This is a genomic window from Streptomyces sp. ISL-99 (assembly GCF_018614005.1).
Taxonomy (GTDB): domain Bacteria; phylum Actinomycetota; class Actinomycetes; order Streptomycetales; family Streptomycetaceae; genus Streptomyces; species Streptomyces flavidovirens.
Genome location: NZ_JAGGPC010000001.1, coordinates 11,430 through 24,542 on the forward strand (window position 1 = coordinate 11,430; position 13,113 = coordinate 24,542).

At 69.5% G+C, this 13,113-nt stretch carries 10 protein-coding genes; 9 read left to right on the forward strand and 1 reads right to left on the reverse strand.

The genetic code is table 11. The annotated features are described in order from the left end of the window. The first annotated feature begins 7 nt into the window (after positions 1–7). The 7 genes from J7E91_RS00050 to J7E91_RS00085 all read left to right on the forward strand — a co-directional run bounded on the left by J7E91_RS00050 (position 8) and on the right by J7E91_RS00085 (position 9,369). The gene (locus J7E91_RS00050) at positions 8–2,269 is read left to right on the forward strand and encodes a biotin carboxylase N-terminal domain-containing protein (RefSeq protein ID WP_251014970.1); all 2,262 of its coding nucleotides are present in this window, start codon (positions 8–10) and stop codon (positions 2,267–2,269) included. Next, positions 2,266–3,216, forward strand: coding sequence for a hydroxymethylglutaryl-CoA lyase (locus tag J7E91_RS00060; protein ID WP_214897956.1), 951 nt, complete (start codon positions 2,266–2,268; stop codon positions 3,214–3,216). The genes J7E91_RS00050 and J7E91_RS00060 overlap by 4 nt, the downstream gene beginning before the upstream one ends. Before the next feature lie 2 nt (positions 3,217–3,218). Then, a complete protein-coding gene (locus tag J7E91_RS00065; protein ID WP_214897959.1) occupies positions 3,219–4,379 on the forward strand; it encodes an acyl-CoA dehydrogenase family protein in 1,161 nt (386 codons plus the stop codon). A 122-nt stretch (positions 4,380–4,501) separates the two neighbouring features. Beyond that, entirely contained in the window at positions 4,502–5,524 is a 1,023-nt protein-coding gene (locus J7E91_RS00070) for an ABC transporter substrate-binding protein (protein WP_214897961.1), read from the forward strand. A gap of 2 nt (positions 5,525–5,526) precedes the next feature. Continuing rightward, positions 5,527–6,402: a siderophore-interacting protein gene (locus J7E91_RS00075; protein ID WP_214897963.1), complete on the forward strand. Its 876-nt coding sequence runs from the start codon at positions 5,527–5,529 to the stop codon at positions 6,400–6,402. A gap of 221 nt (positions 6,403–6,623) precedes the next feature. Continuing rightward, entirely contained in the window at positions 6,624–8,102 is a 1,479-nt protein-coding gene (locus tag J7E91_RS00080) for an aspartate aminotransferase family protein (protein ID WP_214897965.1), read from the forward strand. Then, positions 8,086–9,369: a lysine N(6)-hydroxylase/L-ornithine N(5)-oxygenase family protein gene (locus J7E91_RS00085; RefSeq protein WP_214897967.1), complete on the forward strand. Its 1,284-nt coding sequence runs from the start codon at positions 8,086–8,088 to the stop codon at positions 9,367–9,369. The genes J7E91_RS00080 and J7E91_RS00085 overlap by 17 nt, the downstream gene beginning before the upstream one ends. Here J7E91_RS00085 and J7E91_RS00090 read toward each other — a convergent pair. Then, positions 9,296–10,597 carry an RNA-guided endonuclease TnpB family protein gene (locus J7E91_RS00090; RefSeq protein WP_308375879.1) on the reverse strand — a complete coding sequence of 434 codons (1,302 nt, stop codon included), beginning with the start codon at positions 10,595–10,597 and terminating at the stop codon, positions 9,296–9,298. The genes J7E91_RS00085 and J7E91_RS00090 overlap by 74 nt on opposite strands. Positions 10,598–10,749: 152 nt before the next feature. Here J7E91_RS00090 and J7E91_RS00095 point away from each other — a divergent pair, with 152 nt between their 5' ends. Together J7E91_RS00095 and J7E91_RS00100 are read left to right on the forward strand one after the other, a co-directional pair. Next, a complete protein-coding gene (locus J7E91_RS00095) occupies positions 10,750–11,298 on the forward strand; it encodes a GNAT family N-acetyltransferase (protein ID WP_214897969.1) in 549 nt (182 codons plus the stop codon). After that, on the forward strand, positions 11,295–13,106 hold the full coding sequence (locus J7E91_RS00100) for an IucA/IucC family siderophore biosynthesis protein (protein WP_308375880.1): 1,812 nt from the start codon (positions 11,295–11,297) through the stop codon (positions 13,104–13,106). The genes J7E91_RS00095 and J7E91_RS00100 overlap by 4 nt, the downstream gene beginning before the upstream one ends. The last annotated feature ends 7 nt before the right edge of the window (positions 13,107–13,113 follow it).

Below are 13,113 nucleotides of genomic sequence, written 5' to 3' on the forward strand. Positions count from 1 at the left end.
GGTTCCCATGTTCGACACCGTCCTGGTCGCCAACCGTGGCGAGATCGCGGTCCGCGTCATCCGCACGCTGCGGGAGCTGGGCGTGCGCTCGGTGGCCGTGTTCAGCGACGCGGACGCGGACGCCCGTCATGTACGGGAGGCGGACACGGCGGTCCGTATCGGCCCGGCGGCGGCGTCGGAGAGCTACCTCCGCACGGACCGCCTGCTGGAGGCGGCCGCCCGTACCGGCGCGCAGGCCGTCCACCCGGGCTACGGCTTCCTCGCCGAGAACGCCGCGTTCGCGCAGGCGTGCGCGGACGCGGGCCTCGCCTTCATCGGCCCTCCCTCCTCCGCCATAGCTCTCATGGGCGACAAGATCCGGGCGAAGGAGACGGTACGGGCGGCGGGCGTGCCGGTCGTTCCCGGCTCATCCGGCAGCGGCCTGACGGACGACGAACTGGCGGCGGCGGCACGGGAGATCGGCATGCCGGTCCTCCTGAAGCCCTCGGCGGGCGGTGGCGGCAAGGGCATGCGGCTGACCCGGGTCGAGTCGGCACTGGCCGACGAGATCGCGGCGGCGCGGCGCGAGGCGCGGGCCTCGTTCGGCGACGACACGCTGCTGGTGGAGCGGTGGATCGACCGCCCCCGGCACATCGAGATCCAGGTCCTGGCGGACGCCCACGGAAACGTGGTCCACCTCGGTGAGCGCGAATGTTCCCTCCAGCGCCGGCACCAGAAGATCATCGAGGAGGCGCCGTCGGTCCTCCTGGACGAGGCGACGCGCGCGGCGATGGGCGAGGCGGCGGTCCAGGCGGCACGCTCCTGCGGCTACCGGGGCGCGGGCACGGTGGAGTTCATCGTCCCGGGCAACGACCCGTCGGCGTACTACTTCATGGAGATGAACACCCGCCTCCAGGTGGAGCACCCGGTGACGGAGCTGATCACCGGCCTGGACCTGGTGGAGTGGCAGGTGAGGATCGCGGCCGGTGAGGAACTGCCCTTCACGCAGAAGGACATCACGCTCACGGGCCACGCGGTGGAGGCCCGTATCTGCGCGGAGACTGTGTCCATCAAGGCGGGCTCCCGCGGTTTCTTCCCCTCGGGCGGCACGATCCTCGCCCTGAACGAGCCGCAGGGCGACGGCGTACGGACCGACTCGGGCCTCACGGAGGGCACGGAGGTGGGCAGCCTCTACGACCCGATGCTGTCCAAGGTCATCGCGTACGCCCCGGACCGCGCCACCGCCCTGCGCCGACTGCGCGCGGCCCTCGCCGACACCGTCACCCTGGGCGTCCCGACGAACGCGGGCTTCCTGCGCCGCCTGCTGGCCCACCCGGACGTGGTCTCGGGCGCGCTGGACACGGGCCTGGTCGAACGCGACGCGGACAGCCTGGTCCCGGACGGCGTGCCGCCGGAGGTGTACGCGGCGGCGGCGCTGCTGCGGGCCGGGGAGACGGCCGTCACCGGCGAACCCCCGGCGTGGACGGACCCCTTCTCCGCCCGCACGGGCTGGCGCCTGGGCGGCACCCCCGCCTGGACGGTGCACCACGCCCGCGTACCGGGCCACGACCCGGTGGCGATCCGCCTGCGCACCACGGCGACCGGCCTGGAACTCCAGCTCCCCGACCCGCATCCGACGCCCCCGGACCTGGCAACCGCCATCCCCCTGCAACCGGTCACCCCGCCCGGCGGGGAGCCACAGCCCGCGCAGGCCGGCGGCACGCGCCCGGACTACGCACCCGCCCAGAACCCGGACGAAGCCGGGTCCGGGAACGGCGGGGCGCCGCTGCCCCCGCGGGCGGCGGGCGGCTTGCCGCCTCTCGCGGCGGAACCGCACGTGCCGGGAGCGGGCGGGGTGGGGGAAGAAGAACCGCTGCCCGTGCGCGCCCGCATCGTCACCGCCGACGCGGACACCGTCACCGTCGAACTCGCCGGGGTCACCCACACCTTCAGCCACGCGACCGGCCCGGAGGGCACGTGGCTGGGCCGGGACGGGGACGCCTGGCACGTCCAGGACCACGACCCGGTCGAGGCGAGCCTGACCGGCGGCGCCCGCTCCGGAGTCGACACCCTCGCGGCGCCCATGCCCGGCACCGTCACCGTGGTCAAGGTGGCCGTCGGAGACCACGTCGACGCCGGGCAGAGCCTCCTCGTCGTCGAGGCCATGAAGATGGAACACGTCATCTCCGCCCCGCACGCCGGCACCGTCACCGAGCTCGACGTGACGCCGGGCTCCACCGTCGCCATGGACCAGGTCCTGGCCGTGGTCACCCCGCAGGAGGAGTCATGACCGCCGCCGGCCCCGATGGACTGCCGATGCGCGTACCGGCGAAGAACCTGCCGACTCACGTACGCGTCCACGAAGTCGGCGCCCGCGACGGCCTCCAGAACGAGAAGACCGTCGTACCGACCGAGGTGAAGGCCGAGTTCATCCACCGTCTGGCCGACGCCGGACTCACCACGGTGGAGGCGACCAGCTTCGTGCACCCCAAATGGGTGCCCCAGCTCGCGGATGCCGAAGAGCTGTTCCCTCTCCTGCGCGATGTGAACGCCGAGCTTCCCGTTCTCGTACCGAACTCCCGCGGCCTCGACCGCGCCCTCGCGCTCGGCGCGCGCCGGATCGCCGTGTTCGGGAGTGCGACCGAGACGTTCGCGAGCCGCAACCTCAACCGGACCGTCGACGAGTCGCTCGCCATGTTCGAGCCGGTCGTCGCCCGCGCGCGGGAGGACAAGGTCCACGTACGCGGCTACCTCTCCATGTGCTTCGGCGACCCCTGGGAAGGGGCCGTCCCGATCCGGCAGGTGGTCAGGGTCGCCAAGGCGCTCCTCGACCTCGGGTGCGACGAACTGAGCCTCGGCGACACGATCGGCGTTGCCACCCCCGGCCACGTCGTGGCCCTGCTCACCGCCCTCAACGAGGCCGGAGTCCCGACCTCCGCGATCGGCGTGCACTTCCACGACACGTACGGCCAGGCCCTCGCCAACACCCTCGCCGCACTCCAGCAGGGCGTCACCACCGTGGACGCCTCCGCAGGCGGCCTCGGCGGCTGCCCGTACGCGAAGAGCGCCACCGGAAATCTCGCCACCGAAGACCTCGTGTGGATGCTCGACGGCCTCGGCATCGAAACCGGGGTCGACCTCGGCCGCCTCACCGCCACCAGCGCGTGGATGGCCGAACGGCTGGGCCGCCCCAGCCCCTCCCGCACCGTGCGTGCCCTGTCCCACAAGGAGTCGTAGCCATGCCCCTCGACCACCGCCTCTCCGCCGAACACGAAGAACTCCGCCGCACGGTCGAGGAGTTCGCCCACGACGTCGTCGCCCCGAAGATCGGTGACCTCTACGAGCGCCACGAGTTCCCGTACGAGATCGTCCGCGAAATGGGCCGCATGGGCCTCTTCGGGCTGCCTTTCCCCGAGGAGTACGGCGGCATGGGCGGCGACTACCTCGCCCTCGGCATCGCCCTCGAAGAGCTGGCCCGAGTGGACTCGTCCGTGGCCATCACCCTCGAAGCCGGCGTCTCGCTCGGCGCGATGCCGATCTTCCGCTTCGGCACGGAGGAGCAGAAGCGCGAGTGGCTGCCCCGCCTCTGCTCCGGCGAGCTGCTGGGCGCGTTCGGCCTGACCGAACCGGACTGCGGCTCGGACGCCGGCGGCACGAAGACCACCGCACGCCGCGAGGGCGACGAGTGGGTGATCAACGGCTCCAAGTGCTTCATCACCAACTCCGGTACGGACATCACCGGCCTCGTCACGGTCACCGCGGTGACGGGCCGCAAGCCCGACGGCAAGCCGGAGATCTCCGCGATCATCGTCCCGTCCGGTACCCCCGGCTTCACCGTCGCCGCCCCGTACTCCAAGGTCGGCTGGAACGCCTCGGACACCCGCGAGCTTTCCTTCTCCGACGTACGCGTCCCGTTCGCCAACCTGCTCGGTGAAGAGGGCCGCGGTTACGCCCAGTTCCTGCGCATCCTTGACGAGGGCCGCGTCGCCATCTCGGCACTCGCGACCGGCCTCGCCCAGGGCTGCGTCGACGAGTCGGTGGCGTACGCGAAGGAGCGCCACACCTTCGGCCGTCCCATCGGCTCCAACCAGGCGATCCAGTTCAAGATCGCCGACATGGAGATGCGCGCCCACATGGCCCGCATCGGCTGGCGCGACGCGGCGTCACGCCTGGTCCAGGGGGAGCCGTTCAAGAAGGAGGCGGCGCTCGCGAAGCTGTACTCCTCCACGGTGGCGGTCGACAACGCCCGCGAGGCCACCCAGATCCACGGCGGCTACGGCTTCATGAACGAGTACCCGGTCGCCCGCATGTGGCGCGACTCCAAGATCCTGGAGATCGGTGAGGGCACGAGCGAGGTCCAGCGCATGCTGATCGCACGGGAGTTGGGCCTCACGAGCTGACCGTCGTACGGCGGGCCGTGGAGGCTTCCCGGGTCCACCCCTGGACAACGAATGAGGTTAGGCTAACCTACCTTCGGACTTGTCCCGTGGTGGACCCCGCACGTACGAAAGCAGACACCGTCATGCCTCACGCCCGAGCTTCCCACCTTTCCCGTCGCAGCCTGCTGGCCGCCGGCGGCGCCCTCGGCATCGGCGCCGCGCTGACCGCCTGCGGCGAGACCGCCGCGAAAAGCGAGGACAAGGCCGCGGGGAAGTCGGGACCGTGGTCCTTCAAGGACGACCGCGGCAAGACGGTGAAGAGCCCCGCCACCCCGAAGAACATCGTCGCGTTCACCGGCGTCGCCGCCGCCCTCCACGACTTCGGCATAGAGGTCAAGGGCGTGTTCGGCCCGACCAAGACCGCCGACGGCAAGGCCGACGTGCAGGCCGGCGACCTCGACATCAACAAGGTCAAGATCATCGGCAATGTCTACGACGAGTTCAATGTCGAGGCCTACGTCGCGCTCAACCCCGACCTGCTTGTCACGGCCATGTGGGAGAAGGACAAGCTCTGGTACGTCCCCGAGGCGTCCAGCGCGAAGATCCTCAAGGTCGCCCCGAGCGTCGCCCTGTGGGCCGCGGAGACCACCATCCCCAAGGCGATCCAGCGCCACGCCGACCTCGCCGCGTCCCTCGGCGCCGACCTGAAGGCCAAGAAGACCACCGACGCCAAGGCCCGCTTCGAGAAGGCCGCCGAGCGCCTGCGCCAGGCCGCCAAGGCCAACCCGAAGGTCAAGGTCATGATCGGCTCCGCGAGCCCGGAGCTCTTCTACGTCTCCCTCGCGAAGATGTCCGCGGACACGCTGTACTTCCAGGAGCTGGGCGTGAAGTTCGTCGAGCCGAAGGTGAACGCGGCCGGCTTCTTCGAGGAGCTGAGCTGGGAGAACATCGACAAGTACCAGGCCGACATCATCATGATGGACAACCGGACCGGGATCCTGCAGCCCTCCGACCTCAAGAACAAGCCGACCTGGACCCGCCTGCCCGCCGTCAAGGCCGGTCAGGTCATCCCGCGCACCACGGAGCCGATCTACTCCTACGACAAGTGCGCGCCGATCCTCGAAGACCTCGCCGAGGCCATCGAGAAGGCCAAGAAGGTCGCCTGACGATGACAGGGACTGAAGCCGCCGCCGACACCGCCATCGTCCCGTTCCGCTTCTTCGGCCTGACGGTCGTGCGGACGCGACGGCTCAGCACCTCCATGCTCCGGGTGACGTTCGGTGGCGAGGACCTGCGGGCCTTCGCCTCCGGAGGCCGCGACCAGAGCCTCTCCCTCTTCCTGCCGCATCCCGGCCAGCCGGAGCCGGTGCTTCCGCCGGAGACGGCACCGGACTGGTTCGCGACGTACCGCGCGCTGCCCGACGACGTACGCGCGGTCATGCGCTCGTACACCCTGCGCGAGCAGCGCCGCGCCGCCGACGGGGCCGGGGCCGACGAGGTCGACATCGACTTCGCGCTCCACGACGACGGCGGGCCCGCCTGCCGCTGGGCGGCGCAGGCGAGCGCCGGTGACCGTGTCGTGGTCCTCGGGCCGGCGGTCGAGGACAACACCGCCGTACGCTTCCGCCCGCCCGAGGACAGCGACTGGGTCCTGATGTGGGCGGACGAGACGGCGCTGCCGGCCGCCGCGGCCGCCCTGGAGTGGCTGCCGGCCGGGACGAGGGCCAAGGTCTGGATCGAGGTCCAGCACGCCGACGACCGCCTGGAGCTGACCACGGCGGCCGACGCGGACATCACCTGGCTGGTACGGGACGAGAACGCGCCCTGCGCGCTGGACGCGGTACGCGCCGTCCCCGACGCGGAGTTGCCCGAAGGCACGCCGTACGCCTGGATCGCGGGTGAGTCGTCGTCCGTACGGGCGCTGCGCCGCCACCTCGTCCAGGAGCGGAAGTTCGACCGCAAGCGCGTGACGTTCGTGGGCTACTGGCGCCGCGGGCTGAGCGAGGAGCAGCTGCGGGAGCGTGCGGAAGAGGAAGAGGCATAGGCCTCCGGCCTCGCCCGTACAGCACTCGCCCGTTCGGCACCCGCTCGTTCGGCACCCGCCCGCCCAACACCCGCCCGTACAACAACAGCTGTGCCCCCTGGGGGGCGAGGGTTCGTTGTGAGTTTGAGTTAGGTTAGGCTAACCTTACTTACACATCGCGCCCTCGCCCCCCTTTCCTGTCCTGAGGGCACGTTGAATTCCCGTACCCGGGAGGACAGTTCATGCGCTCACACCTGCTCAATGACACGACCGCCGAGCGGTATCGCCGGACCGCCACCGCAGCGGTCGAGCGGGTGGCGGACAAACTCGCCGCGACCGACCGGCCGTTCACCGGCATCACGCCGGAACAGCTCGCCCCCGCCTTCGACGCGATAGACCTCGACCGGCCGCTCGGTGACACCACCGCCGCCCTCGACGAGCTCGAATCCGTCTATCTCCGCGACGCCGTCTACTTCCACCACCCGCGCTACCTCGCGCACCTCAACTGCCCGGTCGTGATCCCCGCCGTCGCCGCCGAGGCCGTGCTCTCCGCCGTCAACTCCTCCCTCGACACCTGGGACCAGAGCGCGGGCGCCACCCTCATCGAGCGCCGCCTCATCGACTGGACGGCGAGCCGCATCGGCTTCGGCGCGAGCGCCGGCACGCACCTCGAAACGAACGCCGACACGAACGCCGACGGCGTCTTCACCAGCGGCGGCTCCCAGTCCAACCTCCAGGCCCTCCTCCTCGCCCGCGAGGAAGCCAAGGCGACCGACTCCGCCAAGCTGCGCATCTTCGCCTCCGAATGCGGCCACTTCAGCGTCCAGAAGTCCGCGAAACTCCTCGGCCTCTCCCCCGACGCCGTCATCGCGATCCCCTGCGACAACGACAAGCGCATGCAGACCGTGGCCCTCGCCCGCGAGCTGGCCCGCTGCACGAGCGAGGGCCTGGTCCCGATGGCCGTCGTCGCCACAGCCGGTACCACCGACTTCGGCTCCATCGACCCGCTTCCGGAGATAGCCGAGCTGTGCCAGCTGTACGGCACCTGGATGCACGTCGACGCCGCGTACGGATGCGGCCTGCTGGCCTCCCGCACCCGCCGCCACCTCCTGGACGGCATCGAGCGCGCCGACTCGGTCACCGTGGACTACCACAAGTCGTTCTTCCAGCCGGTGAGCTCCAGCGCGCTGCTGGTCCGTGACGGCGCCACCCTGCGCCACGCGACGTACCACGCCGACTACCTGAACCCGCGCCGGATGGCCGAGGAGCGCATCCCCAACCAGGTCGACAAATCCCTCCAGACCACCCGCCGCTTCGACGCCCTCAAGCTGTGGATGACCCTGCGCACCATGGGCGCCGACGGCGTTGGAGAGCTCTTCGACGAGGTGTGCGACCTGGCCGGCGACGGCTGGCAGCTGCTCGCCGGCGACCCGCGCTACGACGTCGTCGTCCGGCCCTCGCTCTCGACCCTCGTCTTCCGCTACATCCCGGCGGACGTCACCAGCCCCGCCGTGATCGACCGCGCCAACCTGTACGCCCGCAAGGCGCTGTTCGCCTCCGGCGACGCCGTCGTGGCCGGGACGAAGGTCGGCGGCAAGCACTACCTGAAGTTCACCCTTCTCAACCCCGAGACGACGCTGACCGACATCGCGGCCGTACTCGACCTCATCGCCGGCCACGCCGAGCAGTACCTGGGAGAGTCCCTTGTCCACGCCTCTTGAGCCCCTCGCGCCTCTTGACTTCATCGGAATCGGACTCGGTCCGTTCAACCTCGGCCTCGCCTGCCTGACCGAGCCGATCGACGAGCTCGACGGTCTCTTCCTCGAAACGAAGCCGAACTTCGAGTGGCACGCCGGGATGTTCCTGGAAGGCGCCCACCTCCAGACGCCGTTCATGTCCGACCTGGTCACGATGGCCGATCCCACCTCGCCGTACTCCTTCCTGAACTACCTGAAGGAATCCGGCCGGCTGTACTCCTTCTACATCCGCGAGAACTTCTATCCGCTGCGGACCGAGTACAACGACTACTGCCGCTGGGCCGCCGCCAAGCTCCGCACCATCCGCTTCAACCAGACGGTCGCCTCCGTCGAGTACGACGCCGAGGCCGAGGTGTACGTCGTCCGCACCCAGGACACGACCTACCGCGCCCGCCACGTGGTGCTCGGCACCGGCACCCCGCCGTACATCCCCGACGCCTGCCAGGGCCTCGGCGGGGACTTCATCCACAACTCGCGTTACGTGAGCGGCAAAGAGGCGCTCCAGGCCAAGAAGTCCATCACCCTGGTCGGCAGCGGCCAGAGCGCGGCGGAGATCTACTACGACCTGCTCTCGGAAATCGACGTACACGGCTACCGGCTCAACTGGGTCACCCGCTCCCCGCGCTTCTTCCCGCTGGAGTACACCAAGCTCACGCTGGAGATGACCTCCCCGGAGTACGTCGACTACTTCCACGCGCTCCCCGAGGCGACCCGCTACCGCCTGGAGTCCCAGCAGAAGAACCTCTTCAAGGGCATCGACTCCGAGCTGATCGACGCGATCTTCGACCTGCTCTACCAGAAGAGCCTCAAGGGCCCGGTCCCCACCCGCCTCCTCACCAACTCCTCCCTCAACACCGCGGCCTACGACGCCGAGAGCGCGACGTACACCCTCGGGCTCCGCCAGGAGGAGCAGGGCAAGGACTTCGAGCTGGGAACCGAGGGCCTGGTCCTCGCCACGGGCTACCGCTACCGCCCGCCCGCGTTCCTGGAGGGCGTGCGGGACCGGATCCGCTGGGACGGCCAGGGCCGCTACGACGTCGCCCGCAACTACAGCATCGACACGACGGGACGCGGCATCTTCCTCCAGAACGCCGCCGTCCACACCCACAGCATCACCTCGCCCGACCTGGGCATGAGCGCCTACCGCAACGCCTACATCATCGGTGAGCTGCTGGGTCGCGAGTACTACCCGGTCGAGAAGGCCATCGCTTTCCAGGAGTTCGCGATTTGACCTCCTCTCCTCCCTGAAGGGAGGAGAGTCCAGCCCTCGCGGGTTGGGTTTTCTGCTTCGCCGACGACTGCCTCGCAGGAGTGCTCCGTTGAGGTCTTACACCATCTCCACAGACTGTCACCGCCAGTCCGGCGGCCAGAATGTTGCGCGCTGCGTTGATGTCCCGGTCCAGGACCAGCGGACATCGCTCGCAGTGAAAGACCCGCTTGCCAAGTGGCATGCTCGCCTTGACGTGCCCGCAGGCCGAGCAGGTCTTGGACGAGGGAAACCACCGGTCCACGACCACCAGGGTGCGTCCGTACCACTGGCACTTGTATTCCAGCAGGGAGCGCAGCTCGGTCCAGGCCGCGTCCGAGATCGCCCGGGCCAAGGTGTGGTTCTTGAGCAGGCCGGCCACATTGAGATCCTCGATCACGATCGTTTGGTTGTCACGAACGAGCCGAGTGGTCAGTTGGTGCAGGAAGTCCCTGCGCCGGTCGGTGATGCGGGCATGCACCCGCGCCACCTTGGCACGGGCCTTGTCCCGGTTCTTCGAGCCCTTCTCCTTCTTCCCCAGCTGCCGCTGCGCCTTGGCCAGGCGAGCGCGGTCGGTGCGCTCATGACGCGGGTTGGTAACCTTCTCCCCCGTGGAGAGGGTCACCAGGGCGGTGACCCCCGCATCGACACCGATCACGTCCGCCACCGGCGGCAGAGCTGCCACACTGGCGTCCTCGCACAGCAGGGACACAAACCACCGCCCCGCACTGTCGCGGGAGACGGTCACCGTGGTCGGCTGCACGCCCTCGGGCAGCGGCCTGGAGAAGACGACATCCAGCGGAGCCGTCATCTTGGCCAGTGTCAGGTGACCGTCGCGGTAGCGGAAAGCCGAGCGGGTGTACTCCGCAGCCGCCTTCGACTTCTTGCGCGACTTGAACTTGGGGTACTTTGCCCGCCCTTCGAAGAAGTGCGAGAAGCCCGCTTGCAAGTGCCGCAGGGTCTGCTGAAGCGGCACCGAAGACACCTCCGCCAAGAAGCCCAGCTCGTCGGTCTTCTTCCACGCGGTAAGCAGCGCCGAGGTGGCGTTGTAGTTCACCCGCTCCTGGCGCTGGTACCAGGCCTCCGTGCGGGCCTGGAGAGCCAGGTTGTAGACCTTGCGCACACAGCCGAACGTGCGGAGCAGCTCCGCTGCCTGCACGTCGGTGGGGTAGAAGCGGAACTTAAATGCCCGCTTCACCGGCTCGGCCTTCACCCTTCACAAGGTACCGGGCCACCCTGTAAGCCTCAACTGCCTTGTTCGACAAAGGCATTCGAACCCAGCGCGTCAGCGCTCCTCACGGCCGAAGCGCGGTTGCGTTTCCTCCCCCGCCTGAAGACGCGGGTATCCACACAAGGACCAAATTGATGAGCACCACCCCGTTCACCGTCCGTCCCCTTGATCCCTTCGCGGACGCCGAGCTGCTGCACAGCTGGGTCACCCACCCCAAGGCGGCCTACTGGATGATGCAGGACGCGTCGCTGCCGGACGTGGAGCGCGAGTACATGGCGATCACGGCCGCCGAGCACCACGACGCCTTCATCGGTGAGTACGAGGGCAGGCCTGCCTTCCTCATGGAGCGGTACGACCCGGCCCACGTCGAGCTGGTCGGCCTGTACGACGCCCGGCCCGGCGACGTCGGCATGCACTTCCTGGTCGCGCCGACCGACACGCCCGTCCACGGCTTCACCCGCGCCGTGATCACCGCGGTGATGGAGACGCTGTTCGCCGACCCGGCCACCCGCCGCGTCGTCGTCGAGCCCGACGTACGCAACACCGCGGTGCACCGCCTCAACGAGGCCGTCGGCTTCGAGATAACGCAGAAGATCGCCAAGCCGGAGAAGGATGCCTACCTGAGCTTCTGCACGCGGGAGCAGTTCGAGGAAGCCACACGCACCGCCGGAGCCACCCTGTGACCACCACCACCGCCGCCACCCCCGCCGTGACGCCCGCCGCCGCCGTCGCCCACCTCGCTCCCGAGCGGTGGGCCCACGCGAGCCGGCTGCTCGTCCGCAAGGCCCTCGCCGAGTTCTCCCACGAGCGCCTGCTGAACCCCGAGCCGCTCGGCAACGACAGGTACGCGATCCGCTCCGACGACGGCGCGACCGAGTACCGTTTCGCCGCCCGCCGCCACGCGCTCGACCACTGGCAGGTCTCCGCCGAGTCCATCACCCGCCACCGCGACGGCGCCGAGATCCCGCTCGACGCCCTTGAGTTCTTCATCGAGCTGCGCGAGGCGCTGGGCCTGAGCCCGGAGATCCTCCCCGTCTACCTGGAGGAGATCAGCTCCACCCTCTCCGGTACGGCGTACAAACTCACCAAGACGCCCGTCACCGCCGCCGCCCTCGCCCGCGCCGACTTCCAGGCCGTCGAGACCGGCATGACCGAGGGCCACCCCTGCTTCGTCGCCAACAACGGCCGGCTCGGCTTCGGCATCCACGAGTACCGCGCGTACGCCCCCGAGGCCGCCGCCCCCGTCCAGCTGATCTGGCTGGCCGCCCGCCGCGACCACGCCACCTTCACCGCGGGCGCGGGACTCGACTACGAGAGCTTTGTACGGGAGGAACTGGGCGACGCCACCGTCGACCGGTTCGCGGCGACGCTGACCGGCCTCGGCCTGGACCTGGCCGACTACTACCTCATCCCGGTCCACCCGTGGCAGTGGTGGAACAAACTGTCCGTCACCTTCGCCGCCGAGGTCGCCCAGCAGCGCCTGGTCTGCCTCGGCGCGGGCGACGACACGTACCTCGCCCAGCAGTCGATCCGTACCTTCTTCAACACCAGTGACCCGGCCAAGCACTACGTCAAAACGGCCCTGTCCGTCATCAACATGGGCTTTATGCGCGGGCTTTCCGCCGCCTACATGGAGGCCACGCCCGCCATCAACGACTGGCTGGCCGGTCTGATCGCGAGCGACGACACCTTCCGGGCGACCGGCCTGACGATCATCCGTGAGCGCGCGGCCATCGGCTACCACCACCGCCAGTACGAGGCCGCCACCGCCAAGGGCTCCCCGTACCTCAAAATGCTCGCCGCGCTCTGGCGCGAGAGCCCCGCCCCTTCGCTCGCGCCGGGCGAGCGCCTGGCCACCATGGCGTCGCTGCTGCACACCGACCACGACGGCGCGTCCTTCGCGGGCGCCCTGATCGCCGAGTCCGGACTCGATCCCGCGGACTGGACGCGCCGCTACCTCCGCGCGTACCTCACGCCGCTGCTGCACAGCTTCTACGCGTACGACCTGGTGTTCATGCCGCACGGCGAGAACGTCATCCTCGCCGTCGAGGACGGCGTCGTCACCCGCGCGATCTTCAAGGACATCGCGGAGGAGATCTGCGTGATGGACCCGGACGCGGTGCTGCCGCCCGCCGTAGAGCGGGTGCGCGCCGAGGTCCCGGAGAACATGAAGCTGCTGTCGCTCTTCACCGACGTCTTCGACTGCTTCTTCCGCTTCCTCGGCGCCACGCTCGCCACCGACGGCGTCCTCGACGAGGACACGTTCTGGCGGACGGTCGCCCAGTGCGTGGCCGACTACCAGGAGGCCCACCCGCACCTCGCGGACAAGTTCAAGCAGTACGACATGTTCGCACCGGAGTTCGCGCTGTCCTGCCTGAACCGGCTCCAGCTGCGCGACAACAAGCAGATGGTCGACCTTCAGGACCCGGCGGGCGCCCTCCAGCTCGTCGGCACCCTCACCAACCCGATCGCGCGGTACGCACCCGCCTGACCGGGAC